15 protein-coding genes are annotated in these 17,294 nt (G+C 64.1%); 7 read left to right on the plus strand and 8 right to left on the minus strand.

Going from position 1 to position 17,294, the window contains the following annotated elements; genetic code table 11:
• Positions 1-12: 12 nt before the first annotated feature.
• A complete protein-coding gene (locus P7F60_RS04275) occupies positions 13-384 on the plus strand; it encodes a VOC family protein (protein ID WP_277916442.1) in 372 nt (123 codons plus the stop codon).
• Positions 385-408: 24 nt separating this feature from the next.
• On the opposite strand, the gene P7F60_RS04280 is transcribed toward P7F60_RS04275, so the two are convergent.
• Both P7F60_RS04280 and P7F60_RS04285 read right to left on the minus strand, forming a co-directional pair.
• Entirely contained in the window at positions 409-1,269 is an 861-nt protein-coding gene (locus tag P7F60_RS04280) for a prephenate dehydratase (RefSeq protein ID WP_277916443.1), read from the minus strand.
• A 10-nt stretch (positions 1,270-1,279) separates the two neighbouring features.
• On the minus strand, positions 1,280-2,038 hold the full coding sequence (locus P7F60_RS04285) for a 3-deoxy-manno-octulosonate cytidylyltransferase (protein ID WP_277916444.1): 759 nt from the start codon (positions 2,036-2,038) through the stop codon (positions 1,280-1,282).
• A gap of 155 nt (positions 2,039-2,193) precedes the next feature.
• On the opposite strand from P7F60_RS04285, the gene P7F60_RS04290 reads away from it, so the two are divergent.
• On the plus strand, positions 2,194-2,778 hold the full coding sequence (locus tag P7F60_RS04290; RefSeq protein WP_277916445.1) for a cytochrome c family protein: 585 nt from the start codon (positions 2,194-2,196) through the stop codon (positions 2,776-2,778).
• A gap of 69 nt (positions 2,779-2,847) precedes the next feature.
• On the opposite strand, the gene P7F60_RS04295 is transcribed toward P7F60_RS04290, so the two are convergent.
• Positions 2,848-3,795 carry an AEC family transporter gene (locus tag P7F60_RS04295; RefSeq protein ID WP_277916446.1) on the minus strand — a complete coding sequence of 316 codons (948 nt, stop codon included), beginning with the start codon at positions 3,793-3,795 and terminating at the stop codon, positions 2,848-2,850.
• Positions 3,796-4,244: 449 nt separating this feature from the next.
• On the opposite strand from P7F60_RS04295, the gene P7F60_RS04300 reads away from it, so the two are divergent.
• Positions 4,245-5,237: an adenosine kinase gene (locus P7F60_RS04300; RefSeq protein WP_277916447.1), complete on the plus strand. Its 993-nt coding sequence runs from the start codon at positions 4,245-4,247 to the stop codon at positions 5,235-5,237.
• Positions 5,238-5,282: 45 nt separating this feature from the next.
• Here P7F60_RS04300 and P7F60_RS04305 read toward each other — a convergent pair whose 3' ends face one another.
• The gene (locus tag P7F60_RS04305) at positions 5,283-5,822 is read right to left on the minus strand and encodes an SH3 domain-containing protein (RefSeq protein ID WP_277916517.1); all 540 of its coding nucleotides are present in this window, start codon (positions 5,820-5,822) and stop codon (positions 5,283-5,285) included.
• Between the two features lie 197 nt (positions 5,823-6,019).
• Here P7F60_RS04305 and P7F60_RS04310 point away from each other — a divergent pair, with 197 nt between their 5' ends.
• Positions 6,020-7,021 carry a D-glycerate dehydrogenase gene (locus tag P7F60_RS04310; RefSeq protein ID WP_277916448.1) on the plus strand — a complete coding sequence of 334 codons (1,002 nt, stop codon included), beginning with the start codon at positions 6,020-6,022 and terminating at the stop codon, positions 7,019-7,021.
• Between the two features lie 7 nt (positions 7,022-7,028).
• Here the strand turns inward: P7F60_RS04310 and P7F60_RS04315 are convergent, their stop codons facing one another.
• Positions 7,029-7,790, minus strand: coding sequence for a molybdopterin-synthase adenylyltransferase MoeB (locus tag P7F60_RS04315; protein WP_277916449.1), 762 nt, complete (start codon positions 7,788-7,790; stop codon positions 7,029-7,031).
• Positions 7,791-7,832: 42 nt separating this feature from the next.
• Positions 7,833-8,957: a DNA replication/repair protein RecF gene (recF, locus tag P7F60_RS04320; protein WP_277916450.1), complete on the minus strand. Its 1,125-nt coding sequence runs from the start codon at positions 8,955-8,957 to the stop codon at positions 7,833-7,835.
• Between the two features lie 416 nt (positions 8,958-9,373).
• On the opposite strand from recF, the gene P7F60_RS04325 reads away from it, so the two are divergent.
• A complete protein-coding gene (locus P7F60_RS04325; RefSeq protein ID WP_277916451.1) occupies positions 9,374-10,162 on the plus strand; it encodes a cyclase family protein in 789 nt (262 codons plus the stop codon).
• Positions 10,163-10,313: 151 nt separating this feature from the next.
• Entirely contained in the window at positions 10,314-10,820 is a 507-nt protein-coding gene (locus P7F60_RS04330; RefSeq protein ID WP_277916452.1) for a MarR family transcriptional regulator, read from the plus strand.
• 120 nt (positions 10,821-10,940) lie between these two features.
• On the opposite strand, the gene P7F60_RS04335 is transcribed toward P7F60_RS04330, so the two are convergent.
• Positions 10,941-12,488, minus strand: coding sequence for an indolepyruvate oxidoreductase subunit beta family protein (locus tag P7F60_RS04335; protein WP_277916453.1), 1,548 nt, complete (start codon positions 12,486-12,488; stop codon positions 10,941-10,943).
• 13 nt (positions 12,489-12,501) lie between these two features.
• Positions 12,502-14,655, minus strand: a complete 2,154-nt coding sequence (locus tag P7F60_RS04340; RefSeq protein ID WP_277916454.1) for an indolepyruvate ferredoxin oxidoreductase subunit alpha — start codon at positions 14,653-14,655, stop codon at positions 12,502-12,504.
• Between the two features lie 315 nt (positions 14,656-14,970).
• On the opposite strand from P7F60_RS04340, the gene P7F60_RS04345 reads away from it, so the two are divergent.
• Positions 14,971-17,292 (plus strand): bifunctional salicylyl-CoA 5-hydroxylase/oxidoreductase, encoded by a 2,322-nt coding sequence (locus P7F60_RS04345; RefSeq protein WP_277916455.1) that lies wholly within the window; start codon positions 14,971-14,973, stop codon positions 17,290-17,292.
• The last annotated feature ends 2 nt before the right edge of the window (positions 17,293-17,294 follow it).

Genomic DNA, 17,294 nt, shown 5'->3' on the forward strand with positions numbered 1-17,294 from the left:
AAGGAGATCGACATGGCCAACCCCAACCTCTTCATTCTCTACGTCAAGGACCCGGCCGCCAGCGCCCGGTTCTACCGAAAACTGCTCGGCCGCGAACCGGCCGTCGCCGCGCCGAATTTCGTCGCCTTCCCGCTGGATGGCGAATTTACGCTTGGCCTGTGGCGACAGGAGAAAGTCGAGCCGCCGACGGCCGGCGGCGAGGCGCGCAGCGAAGTCGCCTTCATGATCCCTGGCGACAATGCCATCGCCAAGACCTTCGAGGACTGGAAGGCGGCCGGCCATGAAATCCTCCAGCCGCTGACGGTGATGGATTTCGGCCCGACCTTCGTCATCGCCGACCCGGACGGCCATCGCCTCAGGGTTTGTGAGCCGGATAAGGAATAACGTCCTTTCTACCCTGCGCGCGAATCAGATCTGCAGGTCGCCACGCATCGGATGGCCCTTGTAGACACCGAGGATGCGGACCTTTTCCGAGAAGAAGCGCAGCTCTTCCAGCGCCCTGCGGACATTGGCGTCGTTGGGATGCCCCTCGATATCGGCATAGAACTGGGTGGCGACAAACTTGCCGCCCAGTTGGTAGCTTTCCAGCTTGGTCATGTTGATGCCGTTGGTGGCGAAGCCGCCAAGCGCCTTGTAAAGCGCCGCCGGAATATTGCGGACGTTGAACACGAAGGTGGTGACCAGCATTTCGTCCGGCGTGCGGCGCTGTTCCCAGTTCTCGTCCCGCGACAGGACGACGAATCGGGTGACGTTGTTTTCGGTGTCCTCGACGTTCTCGGCGACGATATCCAGGCCGTAGAGATCGGCGGCGAGGCGAGGCGCAAGGGCCGCCATGGAGCGGTCGCCCTTTTCCGAGACCAGCTTGGCGGCGCCGGCGGTGTCGCCGGCGACGACCGCCTTCCAGCCATTGTGGCGGATGATCTTGCGGCATTGGCCGAGCGCATGGATATGGCTGTGGACGGTGCGGATCTCGTCCTTGGTCACACCCGGCAGCACCATGAGCTGGAAGCGGATCGGCATGAAATACTCGCCGATGATGTGCAGGCGCGATTCCGGCAGCAGATGATGGATATCGGCGACGCGGCCGGCGATGGTGTTCTCGATCGGAATCATGGCGATATCCGCCTCGCCGCTTTCCAGCGCCACGAACGCATCCTCGAAGGTCGGGCAGGGCAGCGGCTCCATGGCCGGGAACATGTCACGGCAGGCCATGTCGGAATTGGCGCCGAAATCGCCCTGAAAGGCGATGCGGTTGGTCTTGAGATTCATCGGGTCACCATCATGAGGGGATGCGCGCGGCAAGGATAGCCCGCGCCTTGTCGAGGTCGGCGGGAGTATCGACGCCGAGCGGAACGGAGTCAACGATCTCCACATCGATGCGCATGCCCGCCTCGAGCGCCCGCAACTGCTCCAGCGATTCGCGCTTTTCGAGCGCCGAGGGCCCGAGCGCGACGAAACGCTCCAGCGCGGCGCGGCGATAGGCATAGAGGCCGATATGGTGGTAGAGCGGGCCGTCGCCGTAAGGCGCGGTCGCGCGGGTGAAATAGAGCGCCTTCAACCGGCGTTCCGACAGCGGCGAGCCGACCACCTTGACGATGTTCGGATTGCGCCTGTCCTCTTCATCCGCGATCTCGACGGTCAGCGTGGCGATATCGACGGCGGCTTCCTCCAGCGGCCGCAACGCGGCGCGGATCGTCTCCGGCTCGATGGTCGGCAGGTCGCCCTGGACATTGATGACGGTGCGAACCCTGCCGTCCGGGTCGGCCATCTGCAACGCCTCGAAGATCCGATCGGAACCGGACTGGTGGTGGGCGCCGGTCAGGACGGCATCGAAGCCGGCGGCGGTGACGGCGGCGACGATATCCTCGCTGTCGGTGGCGACGATGATTCGCCCCACGTCGGCTTCTTTGGCCCGCATGGCAACCTGCACGATCATCGGCAGGCCGCAAATATCGGCCAGCGGCTTGCCGGGAAGGCGGGTGGAAGCCATGCGCGCCGGGATCAGAACCAAAGTTTGGTCGAAAATCGCATTCTTCATGGCCCGGCCTTCTAATGTCTGGGAAAAAGTGGCAAAAAGTCTCACCGTGACCACGATAATGACTGTTGCAACTGCGGATCAAAAGACATAGGTTCCGCGCGATTTCAAGATGGGACCGGTCTGTGACCGCCGGGATGCAAGGGGAGCATGTCCAGATGAATTCTTATATGAACATGGGTTTGGGCGCGCTGCTTGGCACATGCTTCGTCCTGATGTCCGTGTCCATTGCCTCCGAGGGCATCTTTCACGCGCCCGCGCCTGAAAAGCCGGGCTTCACGATCGTCGCCGAGGAAGCCTCCGCCGAAGGTGCTGGCGCAGGCGCCGCCGCCGCGGCCATGACGCCGATCGCCGCCCTGCTCGGCAAGGCCGACGCCAAGGCCGGCGAAACAGTCTTCAAGAAGTGTCAGAGCTGTCATACCGACACCAAGGACGGGCCGAACAAGACCGGTCCGAACCTTTACGGTGTCGTCGGCCGTCCGATCGCCTCGCATGAAGGCTTCGCCTATTCCGCCGCCATGAAGGACTTTTCCAAGGGCAGCACCGTGGTCTGGGATTTCGATCACCTGAACCACTTCCTGCTGGCGCCGAAGAAGCTCGTGCCCGGCACCGCCATGGGCTTTGCCGGCCTGAAGAGCGAAGAGGATCGCGCCAACCTGATCCTCTATCTACACACCATGGCAGACGCGCCGGTCGCCCTGCCCGATCCGGCCGCTCCGGATACGCTGGCCGCGACCAACTAAGGCCTGCTGAATACCATTCGACGAACCCGGCTGTGAGAGATCGCAGTCGGGTTTTTCTTTGACGTCATCTCAATGCGCGAGTAGCAGGCTCCAGGCCGTGACCGTCAGCGCGCCGACGGCCGTGGTGAGCGTGATGGTCGAGGCGGCGAGGCTGTGGCCGACGCCGAAGCGGTTGGCGATCAGCCAGGCATTGACGCCGGTCGGCACCGCGGAGGTCAGCACCATTGCCGCCGTCCATTCCGGCGTCAGACCGAGAATGCGGCTGGCCGCCCAGACGCTTGCCGGCAGCAGCACCAGCTTCAGCACCGACATGCAGGCGGAAATGCCGATATTGCCGGAAATGCCGTATTTGCGCAGCGCCATGCCGAGCGAGATCAACGCCGCCGGCCCGGCCATGCCGGCGATCGGATCGACGACGCTTGCCGCCACTGCCGGCATCGGCAGCCCGGTCAGGTGGAAGACGATGCCGGCGGCAAGGCCGATCACCAGGGGATTGCGGGCGAGATTGGCCCCGACCGGGCGCAGCACGCCCAAGAGGCCGCGCCCGGCAATGCCGCTTTCCTTGCGTTCAGCTTGTTCCATCAGCAGCGTGCCGACGACCATCATGACAGGCAGATGCACGGCGAGCAGGATCGACAGCGCCACGACGCCATCGTCGCCGACGGTGCGTCCGACCAGTGGCAGGCCGATGAACACATTGTTGGCGAAGGCGGAGGAAACGCCGGCGAGCACGCCGATGCGCGAATCGCGGCCGAAAACCCTCGTCGCCAGCAGGTGGCCGGCCGCCCAGGTGACCGTCACGCCGCTGAAATACGCGATCCACAGCCGAAAGGGCGAGGCGCCATGGAACTGTGCTTCGGCGATGGTGCGAAACAGCAGCACCGGCACGGCGATCTTGAAGACGAATTCGCCCAGCGCCTCGCCGACATGGTCCTTGAACAGGCCGAAGCGCACCAGCAGCCAGCCAAGCAGGATCATCAGGAAGACCGGAAGGACATTCAGGAGCGTGGCGGACATCGTCGGGCGGAACCTTGGGATCGGACGGGGACGCCAAGGGCTTAAAGGATCGCATGGAAAAGGCAAAGGCCGATGGCGCCGCGCGACGACGCGATTTGCGGCCCGCCCAAAACGCCGAAAGCAGGGCCGAAACCCTGCTTTGCCGCGCATCCTGCGATGCGCCTCGTTGCCGCCGCCAGTTCATCCGTGGTCAGGGCGCCGATCGCTGCTCGAGGCTTCATGCCTCGTCATCTCCGGCTTCGGATACCCTCGTCCGGATCAACTTGGACACATCTATAATCCGCTATCGTGACGCGGCAATGACAGGCGGGCGCGCCCAAGCTTTTCGCATTTTTTCTTCCAAATGCCGGGAAATGCGCTATGACCTGACACCGGCGGGCTTCTCGGCCCGAAACGCTTCCTGGCCCCGAAACGCGCGGGGCGCGCATCTATCCGGGACTTTCTCTTTCATGGCGACTTACGACGTTCTGACCATCGGCAATGCCATCGTCGATATCATCTCGCGTTGCGACGACGATTTCCTCATCGACAACGCGATCACCAAGGGCGCGATGAACCTGATCGACGCGGAGCGCGCCGAACTGCTCTATTCGCGCATGGGACCGGCGGTCGAGGCATCCGGCGGCAGCGCCGGCAACACCGCCGCCGGGGTCGCCAGTTTCAACGGTCGCGCCGCCTATTTCGGCAAGGTGGCCAGGGACCAGCTCGGCGAGATCTTCGAACACGACATCCGAGCCCAGGGCGTCTATTTCCAGACTGAACCGCTGGAAGACGGCGCGCCAACGGCGCGCTCGATGATTTTCGTCACGCCGGACAGCGAACGCTCGATGAACACCTATCTCGGCGCCTGCGTCGAATTCGGCCCCGAGGATGTCGAGGAAAGAGTCGTCGCCGAATCGAAGGTTACCTATTTCGAAGGCTATCTCTGGGATCCGCCGCGCGCCAAGGAAGCCATTCTCGCTTGCGCCCGCATCGCCCATGCGAATCACCGGGAAATGTCGATGACCTTGTCCGACAGTTTCTGCGTCGGACGCTATCGCGGCGAATTCCTCGAGCTGATGCGCTCCGGCACGGTCGATATCGTCTTCGCCAATCGCGACGAGGCATTGTCGCTCTACGAAACCCAGGATTTCGACCTGGCGCTCACGAAGATCGGCGCCGATTGCAAGCTGGCGGCGGTGACGATGAGCGAGGAAGGCGCCATGATCGTGCGCGGCGGCGAGCGCATCCATGTGCCGGCGACCAGGATCGGCCAGCTCGTCGATACCACGGGCGCGGGCGACCTGTTCGCCGCCGGTTTCCTGCATGGTTACACGCAGGGGCGCTCGCTGGAAGATTGCGGCCGTTTCGGCTGCCTGGCGGCCGGCATCGTCATCCAGCAGATCGGCCCGCGGCCGATGGCCTCGCTGGCCGAGGCGGCGAAGAAGGCAGGGCTCGCCTGACATTCGCGCGGAGACGATTGCGGCGGCCAATCGCCGCCGGTTCGCTTACTTGAAGGCTTCGCCGGGATAGGCGCCCCAGACTTCGCTCTGCGCCACCCAGCCCTCGGTGCCGCCGGCATCGACATGGCACCAGTCGCCGGTGCATTCCTTGACGCGGAAGACGACGCCGGGCTCCAGCTTGGCGATGACCGAAGACGACGGCAGCGGGTCGCGGCGCATGTTGACATAGACCGCCTCGCCCTTGCCGCGCATCCACGGGGCGGCGATCGCCGTGCGCTCGCCCGACAGCAGCGCATGATTGACCCAGCCTTCGGTACCGTCGGCATCGCGGATGCGGCGCCAGTTGTCGTATTCCTGGATGATCTCCACCGGCAGGCCGGCCTTGGTATACATCCACGAGGTCGCGTAATCGGTGCTGGGACCGACGCGCAGGTTGACACGCTTGGATTTCAGGCTGACGAAACGCGGCAGCGGCAGGCCGCTCGCCCCCTTCGCCGACTGGGCGCCCGCAAGCTCGACGCCGCCGGCGAGCACGGCAAGCGACAGCGGCAGGACAAGCGCGGCTTTCAGCGCGATACGTCGCATCACTTTCATTCGACTGTTTCCATCCCACGGGTCATGGTGTTGAATTTTCTCGTCTTTCCCGATACGTCCCACAAATTGCGTCCGCTCTCTGCGAGTTTTGTTTGTCTTCGCGACCGGGAGTGATAGAAAATGCCGTGAACGGGAGAATTATCGCCCCACTTGGTTAAAGACCTCTGAACAAGGCGCCGGCGTCCATCATGACAGCGAAGAAAAAACCCAAGGTCTATCTCACCCGCAAGCTGCCGGATGCCGTCGAGACGCGGATGCGCGAGCTGTTCGACGCCGACCTCAACGTCGACGACGTGCCGCGTTCGCGCGAGGAACTGCTGGCGGCGGTGCAGTCGGCCGACGTGCTGGTGCCGACCGTCACGGACCGCATCGACGAGGGGCTGATCGAGGCGGCGGGGCCGGGCCTGAAACTGATCGCCTGCTTCTCGAACGGCACCGACCATATCGACGTCGAGGCGGCGGCGCGCAAGGGCATCACCGTCACCAACACGCCGAACGTCCTGACCGAAGACACCGCCGACATGACCATCGCCATGATTCTCGCCTTGCAGCGGCGGCTGGTGGAGGGTGCGCGGGTGCTGACCGACCGTCCCGGCGAATGGGCCGGCTGGTCGCCGACCTGGATGCTCGGCCGCCGCATCTGGGGCAAGCGCATCGGCATCATCGGCATGGGCCGCATCGGCACCGCTGTCGCCCGCCGCGCAAAAGCCTTCGGCATCTCGATCCATTACCACAACCGCAAGCGCGTCAGCCCGGCGACCGAGGACGAGCTGGAAGCGACCTATTGGGACAGCCTCGACCAGATGCTGGCCCGCGTCGACATCGTTTCGGTCAACTGCCCCTCGACACCCGCCACCTTCCATCTGCTCTCGGCGCGCCGCCTGGCGCTGATGCAGCCGACCTCGGTGATCATCAACACTGCCCGCGGCGATGTGATCGACGAGGCGGCGCTGATCAAATGCCTCAGGGAAGGCAAGATCGCGGGCGCCGCGCTCGATGTCTTCGAGAACGAGCCGGCGGTGAACCCGAAGCTGGTGCGGCTCGCCAACGAGAACAAGGTGGTGCTGCTGCCGCATATGGGCTCGGCGACCATCGAAGGCCGCATCGACATGGGCGACAAGGTGATCATCAACATCCGCACCTTCTTCGACGGCCACCGCCCGCCGAACCGGGTGCTGCCGGGGCGATAAATCCCCCTTACGCCTTCGGCTTGCGACGGCGATATTTCACCATATCGAACCGGCCGGCCAGCGAATCATACAGCATCAGCCGCCCGATCAACGGCTCGCCGGCGCCGGTGATCAGCTTGATCGCTTCCATGGCCATCAGCGTGCCGATGACGCCGGTGAGCGCGCCGATGACGCCGGCCTCGGCGCAAGCGGGGACCAGGCCTTCCGGCGGCTTTTCAGGAAAGAGATCGCGATAGGCGGGATAGAGCGCTCCGTCTGGCCCGCTCTCATAGGGTTTCAGCACCGTCAGCGACCCGTCGAAACGGCCGACCGCGCCTGTCACCAGCGGGATGCGCGCCGCCTCCGCCGCATCGGCGGCGGCATAACGCGTGTCGAAATTGTCGGAACCGTCGATCAGCAGGTGAAAACCGGACAACTGCATCGCCGCCGTTTCCGGCGAAAAGCGTTCCTCGAAACGCAGCGTCGTGACATGCGGATTGAGCCGGGCGATGGCATCGGCCGCACTTTGCGATTTCAGTTCGCCGATGGTGCCGGTGTCGTGGATCACCTGGCGCTGCAGGTTGGACAGCGAGACACGGTCGTCATCGGCAATGCCGAGCGTGCCGATGCCGGCGGCGGCCAGATATTGCAGGATCGGCGCGCCGAGCCCGCCGGCGCCGATGACCAGCACGCGGGCGTGCTTCAGCTTCTGCTGGCCGGCGCCGCCAACTTCCGGCAGCAGGATATGGCGTTTGTAGCGGGCGATTTCATCGGGGCTGAGCGTGTCCATGCCCAAGCTATAGCATCGCTTTCGCCGGCCGCAAACGCCGCCTTAACGGCTCACGGTTCCCCCGGAGACGGTAAAATATTGTGCCCGCTCGCCGAGCGCCGAAAACAGCCCGGCATCGGTGCCGGTCATGAAGGCCTGGCCGCCGAGCGCGTCGACGAGATCGAAGAGCGCGGCGCGGCGGCCGGGATCGAGATGGGCGGCGATCTCGTCGAGCAGCAGCACCGGCGCATGGCCGGTCATGTTGGCGACCAGCCGGGCATGGGCGAGGATGAGGCCGATCAGCAGCGCCTTCTGCTCGCCGGTCGAGCAGCGTTCGGCCTCGATATCCTTGGCCGCATGGCGCACCAGCAGGTCGGCGCGGTGGGGGCCGTCCAGCGTGCGTCCCGCCGCCGCGTCGCGGTGGCGGCTGTCCTGCAGCATCAGTTCATAGGTTTCCTCGAGATCGACGGCCGGGCGGTCGAACTGGCCGTCGAGGAAGCCGGAAAGCGTCAGCGCCGCCATCGGGAAGGGCGTGCCGTCGCCGCCCTCGGCCACAAGCCGGGTCAGCAGGCCCAGCATTTCCTGACGCGCCAGCGCCATGGCGATGCCGAGGCTCGCCATCTGGCTTTCGAGGCCGGTCAACCAGGAGGGATCGAAGCGCCCTTCGGAGAGCAGCCGGTTGCGGCTGCGCATGGCGCGCTCGAAATCGCTGGCGCGGCGGCCATGCGCCGGATCGAGCGACAGCACCAGCCGGTCGAGGAAGCGGCGGCGGTCGGCGGATGGGCCGGTGAACAGGCCATCCATCGCCGGCGTCAGCCAAAGCACGCGCAGGTGATCGGTCAGTTCCTCGATGGTGCGCGCCGGCGTGCCGTTGAGGCGCAGCTTGCGGGTGGCGGAGTCCTCGCCGCTTTCCGTGCCGGTGCCGATGGCGACCTCGCCATCCATGCCTTCGACATCGGCGAAGATCGAAAAGCCGCCGGGCGCCCCGACGCGAGCGACGTCGTCATACGGCGCGCGCCGCAAGCCACGGCCCGGCGACAGGAAGGAGACGGCTTCGAGAAGATTGGTTTTCCCCGAGCCGTTGTCGCCGGTCAGCACCACATGGCGCGGATCGAAGGCGAGGGACAACTCGGCATAATTGCGGAAATCGCCGAGTTTCAGGCGGCCCAGACTGACCTTTTGCACCATCGCTTCCATTCCGGACCGGGAGCACGGCCGCTCCGATTTCTGTTTGACGCATTCTCCAACCGAAAACCGGTTCCCGCTTTTTCCTGGACATGCTTCTTGCCGCAGAGCTATGCCGAAGGAAGGCGAATGGCAAGATCGCCAGAGCGCCTTTGCCCCGCTGGAGCCGCCGACATGGCCAACGGCATCGCCTGCAATTATTCGCATCTGCATATAATGAGGCGACCGCGCTTCGACAATGCGGCTTTACAACAGGGCGCGGGCCGGGTCATTTCGCATAGCGATTGCTTCTCAGATTACTTGCAATTTCATATTCTGTCCCCTAGGCTCCCTCTCGGACGCGTGCCCTGCGGCCAGAGGAAACCGGCTGATGCCGGGCCGTGAGGGCCACCGCGATCTCTTCATGGGGAACAGATCCAATGACTACATCCGATATTCTCTCCGGCTTCGGTTCCGCGCTTCTGTCCGGCGCCGTCAAGGTCGTCGATCTCACCGCGCCGCTCGGGCCCGAAACGCCGGTCATCTACCTGCCGCCGCAATTCGGCAGCAATACGCCGAGCGTCAAGGTTCACACCATCTCGGAATATGACGCGAACGGCCCCTTCTGGGCCTGGAACTGGCTGGAACTCGGCGAACATACCGGCACGCATTTCGATGCGCCCTGCCACTGGATCACCGGCAAGGACCATCCCGACAACACCACCGACACCATTCCGCCGCAGAATTTCGTCGCCCCGGTCAATGTCATCGACCGCTCGAAGGAAGTGGCTGAAAACGTCGACTACCTGCTGACGGTCGAAAGCATCCAGGAATGGGAAGCCGAGCATGGCGAGATCGAGGCGGGAAGCTGGGTGCTGCTGCGCAGCGACTGGTACAAGCGCAACGGCTCGACCGAAACCTTCCTCAATGCCGACGAGAACGGCCCGCATTCGCCGGGGCCGACGGCCGAGGCGATCACCTATCTGATCGGCAAGGGCGTGATCGGCTGGGGCTCGGAAACGGTCGGCACCGATGCCGGTTCCGCCGGCGGAATGAACCCGCCCTTCCCCGCCCACAACCTGATGCACAAGGCCAATCGCTACGGCCTCGCCAGCCTGTGTCACCTCGACCAGCTTCCGCCCAAGGGCGCCGTGCTGATCGCCGCGCCGCTGAAATTCGTCAAGGGCACCGGCTCGCCCGTGCGGGCGCTGGCGCTCGTGGCCAGCTGATTCTGGCTCCTTGCAGGCATTTCCGGACGAAAAACCGCTGCGCACTTTTCCCGGAAATGCTTCGGCGCCCGCCCGCTTTGGCGCTGGCGGGCGCATCCCTCTTCTGTTAACCAGCAGCGCACACACGAGGCGATATTTTTCAGGGATCAGCATGGACGACCGGTTCGCAGGCATGGCGCTGAAGCGCAAGCGGGATACGGCCGAGCCGGCGCCCACACTCGGCGAAATCGGCCTCAACCAGTTCGCCCCCTATCTGATGAACCGGGTTATCGCTCGCTGGAACGCCAATATGGCCGAGGATCTCAAGGCGATGGATCTCTCCACCGCCAAGATGCGGGCGCTCGCCGTTCTTTCCATCACCCCTTCGGTCACCATCAACGAATTGTCGGTCTTTGCCGTTACCGAGCAATCGACCATGAGCCGGACGCTGGATTCGCTGGAGGAGCAGGGCTTCATCCGCCGCCAGCCGCGCGTCGAGGACATGCGGGTGCGCGACGTCACCATCACCGAGGAAGGCCGCACCGTCTTCGACAAGGTCTGGCCCACCATGTATGACAGCCTGCTGAAAATGTTCGACGGTGTCGAGGAAGACGAATATCGCGCCTTCCTTTCGGTGCTGCATCGGGTGCTGCACAATATCCGCAAGCACGATATCTGATTTTTCCGGCGAATTGCAGCTTGCCCAAGGGGCGGGCGAGCGGCGCGACAAAATTCCCTCTCCCCTCGGGGAGAAGGAAACCGGGTGCCTCCAGCCAGCATATTTTTCATCGAATGCTGGCTACAGCGTCGCCACCGTCTTTAGCGCACCATCCAGCGCCGTGCCGGCTTCATCAAGCAGCGCGGCCTGGCGCAGGCGGCGGAGCCAGTCGGCGCCGTCCTCGCGCTCGACCAGCAGCGGCAGGGACGATAGCACACGATCGAATTTCGACAGTCCACGGGCATGGGTGTCGGAATAGCCCTTTACCAACCGGCGACAAGCGAGGACCTCGACGGCGAGGCCGTAATTGTGGCCAAGCGTCCGCGTTGCCTTGTCCAGCCATTCCTCCCGATGCGCGACCTCGCGCTGATGGCGTAGCGTGCCGCGGCGGATGCGGCGCAGGCCGGAGACAGCGTAGAGGCCGAGGAACCAGAACAGCGTGCCTGTCTTCACCCGCCGGCCCTTGTTGACGACACTGTCGAGCTGCTTGAACAGCGTTGGGCGATTTTCGATCCACAGGCCCCAGGATTTCGGCAGCGTGCCGCAGATCTCGTCCATGCGTGGATGCATGTATTCTGTCATGTAGACGATCTGGTCGTCCCTGGCGCCGACCTCGCGGCGCACCCGGTCGAAGCGGCTGGCACGCACTTTAAGATCGGCCACGCGGATGACGTCGTCATAGGCCATGGCGACGGCGAGATATTTTGCCGCCTGCGCCGTGAAGGAAAATTCCTTGGTCTCGCCGTCGTGCTGGCGGTCGAGGGCATGGAGGGCGGCCATGCGGTCGAGATATTCGCCGGCATAGGCGGGATCCTGGAAATCGGTGAGTCGTTTGACGCCGGCAAACAGCATCGCCTGCGATGATTCCGGAAACGCGCTGCGGATGCGGGCCAGCAGCCGGTCGAGTTCGGCATGGCCGGCGGAGGCCGGCAGCGGGTCGAGGCGTTTTTCCGGGATGGCGGAAAGCTTCTCGGCAGGCTTGTCCTTGGTGCGGGCGTAAGCGGCGTCGAAGGCGCGCAGGCTCGCCTCGATGCCCTTGCCGCCGGCGCGGATCGTCGCTTCGAACGCCTGTCGCGCGAAGGGCAAGACATCGGCAGCGGCCAGCGCCCCGAACAAAGCAGAGGAAATGACGCTGCCTTTTTCGACGGCCAACTTTTCCATGTCGAAGGCGATGGTTTTCTTTGCAGCGAAATCGGTGGCGTCGATGACGACAAGCGGATTGGCGGCGCCATCGCCCGGCGCCTGCTTTTCGCTGACGGCGAAGGCGCGGTGCGTCGAGGCGATCAGCACCGTTTTATCAGGGGTCACCAGACCACGCAGCACCGAGCGGCCGGCCTCCATCAGCTCGGCGGCGAGCACGACGTCGACATCGCCCGGCGTCGGCATCAGCGAGAAGATCGGTGCCTTACCGTCGCGGGCCGGCAGCATCTCGATGTAATAGATCGTGGCACCCGTGCGCTGGGCGACGCCCGGCACCGAAGTCGTCTGCGCCATCCAGCCGTTTTCTTCGGCCAACGACACGATCCAGTCGGCGAGCACGCCGCCGCCTTGCCCGCCCATGGCGAGCACGGCGAGCGACAGCGGCTTGTCGGTGGCGTGGCGGGGCGTCATCGTCACATGTTCGTTCATCGATCCCGCCTCCTCAATCGGCAAAGACGATGCGGGCGGCATCGCGCCGCGCCTGCAGCCAGCCGATCACCTTGGCACGCAGGCTGGCGACGAAGCGATCCCAGCCGCTGGGATTGTGGATGATATCGGCGCGGTAGAAGGACGGACAGAGCACGGCGGCCTCCGAAACCTCGCCGCAATTGCCGCAGCCGACGCAATTGTTGTCGATGGCCGCCACCGGATCGTCCTTAAGCGGATCGTCGGTATGTTTGACCGACAGCGACGGACAGCCGGAGAGGCGGATGCAGGCGTGATCGCCGGTGCAGACATCCTCATCGACCCCGAAACGCTCCTTGACCATGCGCTTGCCGTCCTTCACCGCCTTGGCGAATTGCGGCTTCACCCGGCGCTGCTTGTTAAGCATGCATTCGGAGGAGGCGACGATGATCTTCGGTCCCTCTTCCTTGCTGGTCAGCGCCTCGCGCAGCGTGTCGCGCATTTTCGCCACGTCATAGGTGCGGTCGATCTGGCGCACCCAGGTGGCGCCGAGGCCCTTGACCGCGTTGACGATGGAATTGTTGGTCTTGCGGCGCGGATTGAGCGCCCGGGAGGAGGGAATATCCTGCCCGCCGGTTGCCGCCGAATAATAATTGTCGACGATCAGGATGACATTGTCCTGCTTGTTGAACACCGCATTGCCGACCGAGGTCGCCAGGCCATTGTGCCAGAAGCCGCCGTCGCCCATGACGGCAATCGCCTTCTTATCCGACTTGACGTTGAAGGCCGAGGCTGCCGCCGGGCCGAGGCCATAGCCCATGGTCGTCGAGCCGATATTGAAGGGCGGCAGGATGGAAAACAGGTGGCAACCGATATCGCCGGAAATGTGATGCGGCCCCAGCTCCTCCTCCACCATCTTCATGGCGGCGAAGATCGGCCGCTCGGGACAGCCGATGCAGAAACCCGGCGGGCGCGGCGGCACGACTTCCGCCAGCGCCTTGATCTTCGGATCCTGCAGGATCGGGGTCGGATCGGGCAGCGGCGGCTGGTTGCCGAGCAGCACGCGCTGATGGGTTTCGAGGAAGGATTTGATGCCTTTGACCAGAACCGGGGCGGTGTATTCGCCGCCCATCGGCAGCACGTCCTTGCCGGAAACGCGGGTCTGGAGATCGCGGCGGCGCAAAAGCGTGTTCAGCGCCTGCTCGATATATTCGGGGGCGCCCTCCTCCACCATCAGCACCGCCGATTTGCCGGCGCAGAAATCGACGATCTCGTCGTCGATCAGCGGATAGGAGATGTTCATCACATAGAGCGGCACGGCCGATTCGCCATAGACATCGGCAAGGCCGAGCTGCTGCAGCGCCCGCATGACGCCGTTATACAACCCGCCCTGCAGGATGATGCCGACCTCGCCGCTCTCCGGCCCGAAATGCTCGTTGATTTTTCGCGCCTTGATGAATTCCACCGCTGCCGGCCAGCGGCGCTCCAGCTTTTCCTTCTCATGCAGGAAGGAGGCGGGCGGCAGCACGATGCGGTTGACGTCGCGCACCGGATTTTCCAGCGCCTGGCGCAAGGTGAAATCCGGGCGGCGGTTGTCCTTGGCGACGAACTGGCCGTGCACATGGCAGCTGCGGATGCCGACCTGCAGCATGACAGGCGTATTCGAGGCTTCCGACAGCTCGAAGCCCTCTTCCACCGCCCGCACGATCGAAGGCAGGTTGGGGCGCGGGGTCAAAAGCCACAATTGTGATTTCATGGCATAGGCATGGCTGCGCTCCTGCATGATGGAGGAGCCCTCGCCGTAATCCTCGCCGATGATGATCATCGCGCCGCCGGTGACGCCGCCGGAGGAGAGGTTCGACAGGGCATCGGCGGCGACATTGGTGCCGGCGGTGGATTTCCAGGTGACGGCGCCGCGCACCGGATACATGACCGAGGCCGAGAGCATGGCGGCGGCGGCGGCTTCCGAGGCCGAGGTCTCGAAATGGACGCCGAGTTCCTCCATCACGTCCTTGGCATCAGCCAGCACATCCATCAGATGCGAGATCGGCGAGCCCTGGTAACCGCCGACATAGGAGACGCCGGATTGCAGCAGGGCCTTGGTGATCGCCAGAATGCCCTCGCCGCGAAAAATCTCGCCCTCCCCGAGCTTCAGATCCTCGACCTCACGCGCGAACGACCGTTCCGCCATGGCGGCAACTCCCTTATCGTGCGGGCAGGCATGACCGCCCGAGCCCATTTATTTGCAAAATCATATTTTGAGGCGGCGTGACCTGTCAATCGGCATTCCATACGGCTTTGGCCGTGGAGGCGATGCCGCTTGCTTCATGCGGCGGCATATATATGCTTGCGCATGAAATTCCATATTGGGCCTTGGGCGGCCTTTGCTTCTTTTGCCATCGCGACGGTACGCCGTCTTTCGGACTTGACGACAAGCGAAGCGCGTATATAGTTTAAACTTAAAATATTGCGACGCACCTTCGCGTCAATCCGGAAGGAGATGGCAATGCGTATCGTCTGCATCGGCGGCGGCCCGGCCGGGCTCTATTTCGCCCTTCTGATGAAGAAGCTGCACCCCGCCCACCATATCACCGTCGTCGAGCGCAACCGCCCCTACGATACCTTCGGCTGGGGCGTGGTGTTTTCCGATGCGACCATGGTGGCGATGCGCGCCTGGGATCCGGAAAGTGCGGCCGAAATCGAGGACGCCTTCAACCACTGGGACGATATCGAAGTCCTGTTCAAGGGCACGCGCCAGCGCACCACCGGCCATGGCTTCGTCGGCATCGGCCGCAAGAAGCTGCTTAACATCCTGCAGCGCCGCTGCGAGGCGCTCGGCGTCGAGCTGGTGTTCGAGATCGACGTCGATTCCGATCTCGATTATCCCGATGCGGACCTGATCATCGCCTCCGACGGCTTCAACTCGAAGATCCGCAACCGTTATCCGGACGTGTTCCAGCCCGACCTCGTGGTTCGTCCGAACCGCTATATCTGGCTCGGCACCCACAAGCTGTTCGATGCCTTCACCTTCGATTTCCGCAAGACGCCGCACGGCTGGTTCCAGGCGCATATCTACAAGTTCGACGACCAGACCTCGACCTTCATCGTCGAGACCACCGAAGAGGCCTATGAAAAGCACGGCCTCGGCGAGATGGACCAGCAGGCCTCCATCGATTTCTGCCAGGATCTGTTCTCCGAGGTGCTGGAAGGCGCCGAACTGATGACCAATGCCCGCCACCTGCGCGGCTCGGCCTGGCTGAACTTCAACCGGCTGATCTGCGGCAAGTGGAGCCATTTCAACGGCCAGTCGCATGTGGTGCTGATGGGCGACGCCGCCCATACCGCCCATTTCGCCATCGGCTCCGGCACCAAGCTCGCCATCGACGACGCCATCGAGCTGACGCGGCAGTTCCAGGCTCATGGGCATACCAGGGACAAGATCCCGGCCGTGCTCGAAACCTATGAGGACATCCGCCGCGTCGACGTCGCCCGCATCCAGAACGCGGCGCGCAACGCCATGGAATGGTTCGAGGTCGTTGGCGAACGCTATGCCGATACGCTGGAGCCGGAACAGTTCATGTATTCGATGCTGACGCGCTCGCAGCGCATCAGCCATGAAAACCTGCGCCTGCGCGACAAGGCCTGGCTCGAAGGTTTCGAGCGCTGGTTCGCCGAGCATTCCGGCCTTAAAAATGGCGACGGACGACCGCTGCCGCCGATGTTCACCCCGTTCACGGCGCGCGGCGTCACGCTCGCAAACCGCATCGTCGTCTCGCCGATGGCGATGTATTCGGCGACGGACGGGCTGATCGGCGATTTCCATATGGTGCATCTGGGCGCCCGCGCCATGGGCGGCGCCGGCCTCGTCTTTGCCGAAATGACCTGCGTTTCGCCGGATGCGCGCATCACCCCCGGCTGCCTCGGGCTGTGGAACGACGAGCAGGCGGCCGCCTGGCGGCGCGTCGTCGATTTCGTGCATGGCAACAGTGCTGCCAAGGTCGGTATCCAGATCGGCCATGCGGGCCGCAAGGGCGCGACGAAGCTTGCCTGGGAGGGTATCGACCAGCCGCTGGAAGAGGGCGACTGGCCGTTGATCTCGGCTTCGGCCATTCCTTATCTCAAGAACAGCCAGGTGCCGAAGGCGATGGACCGGGCCGACATGGACCGGGTGCTGGCCGATCACGTCCGCGCCGCCGAGCTTGCCGCCACCACCGGCGCCGACTGGCTAGAACTGCATTGCGCCCATGGCTATCTGCTCTCCAGCTTCCTGTCGCCGCTGACCAACCAGCGCACCGACGACTATGGCGGCAGCCATGAAAACCGCGCCCGCTTCCCGCTGCAGGTGTTCAAGGCCGTCCGCGCCGTCTGGCCGCAGGACAAGCCGATCTCCGTGCGCCTCTCCTGCCATGACTGGGTGGAGGGCGCCGGCAATATGCCGGAGGATGCGGCAATCTTCGCGAAAATGTTCAAGGAGGCCGGGGCCGATCTGATCGACTGCTCCTCGGGGCAGGTGTCGAAAGAGGAAAAGCCGGTCTATGGCCGCCTGTTCCAGACGCCGTTCTCCGACAAGATCCGCAACGAGGTCGGTATTCCCACCATCGCGGTCGGGGCCATCTCCGAGGCAGACCACGCCAATTCGATCATCTCCGCCGGCCGCGCCGATCTCTGCGCCATCGCCCGCCCGCATCTGGCCGATCCCTCCTGGATCCTGCATGAGGCGGCGAAGATCGGGCTGACCAACATCGCCTGGCCGAAGCAGTATCAATCGGCCAAGTATCAATACGAAGCCAACCTCGCCCGCGCGGCGACGGCGACACCGGCGAAGTAAGG

Source organism: Rhizobium sp. YJ-22, assembly GCF_029601685.1.
Classification (GTDB): domain Bacteria; phylum Pseudomonadota; class Alphaproteobacteria; order Rhizobiales; family Rhizobiaceae; genus Metarhizobium.

Coding starts and splice junctions, on each gene's coding strand:
- P7F60_RS04280 (WP_277916443.1), bottom strand. CDS start 1,269: ATGAATCTCAAGACCAACCGCATCGCCTTTCAGGGCGATTTCGGCGCC.
- P7F60_RS04310 (WP_277916448.1), top strand. CDS start 6,020: ATGACAGCGAAGAAAAAACCCAAGGTCTATCTCACCCGCAAGCTGCCG.
- P7F60_RS04335 (WP_277916453.1), bottom strand. CDS start 12,488: ATGAACGAACATGTGACGATGACGCCCCGCCACGCCACCGACAAGCCG.
- P7F60_RS04285 (WP_277916444.1), bottom strand. CDS start 2,038: ATGAAGAATGCGATTTTCGACCAAACTTTGGTTCTGATCCCGGCGCGC.
- P7F60_RS04340 (WP_277916454.1), bottom strand. CDS start 14,655: ATGGCGGAACGGTCGTTCGCGCGTGAGGTCGAGGATCTGAAGCTCGGG.
- P7F60_RS04330 (WP_277916452.1), top strand. CDS start 10,314: ATGGACGACCGGTTCGCAGGCATGGCGCTGAAGCGCAAGCGGGATACG.
- P7F60_RS04305 (WP_277916517.1), bottom strand. CDS start 5,822: ATGCGACGTATCGCGCTGAAAGCCGCGCTTGTCCTGCCGCTGTCGCTT.
- P7F60_RS04325 (WP_277916451.1), top strand. CDS start 9,374: ATGACTACATCCGATATTCTCTCCGGCTTCGGTTCCGCGCTTCTGTCC.
- P7F60_RS04345 (WP_277916455.1), top strand. CDS start 14,971: ATGCGTATCGTCTGCATCGGCGGCGGCCCGGCCGGGCTCTATTTCGCC.
- P7F60_RS04300 (WP_277916447.1), top strand. CDS start 4,245: ATGGCGACTTACGACGTTCTGACCATCGGCAATGCCATCGTCGATATC.
- recF (WP_277916450.1), bottom strand. CDS start 8,957: ATGGTGCAAAAGGTCAGTCTGGGCCGCCTGAAACTCGGCGATTTCCGC.
- P7F60_RS04315 (WP_277916449.1), bottom strand. CDS start 7,790: ATGGACACGCTCAGCCCCGATGAAATCGCCCGCTACAAACGCCATATC.
- P7F60_RS04295 (WP_277916446.1), bottom strand. CDS start 3,795: ATGTCCGCCACGCTCCTGAATGTCCTTCCGGTCTTCCTGATGATCCTG.
- P7F60_RS04290 (WP_277916445.1), top strand. CDS start 2,194: ATGAATTCTTATATGAACATGGGTTTGGGCGCGCTGCTTGGCACATGC.
- P7F60_RS04275 (WP_277916442.1), top strand. CDS start 13: ATGGCCAACCCCAACCTCTTCATTCTCTACGTCAAGGACCCGGCCGCC.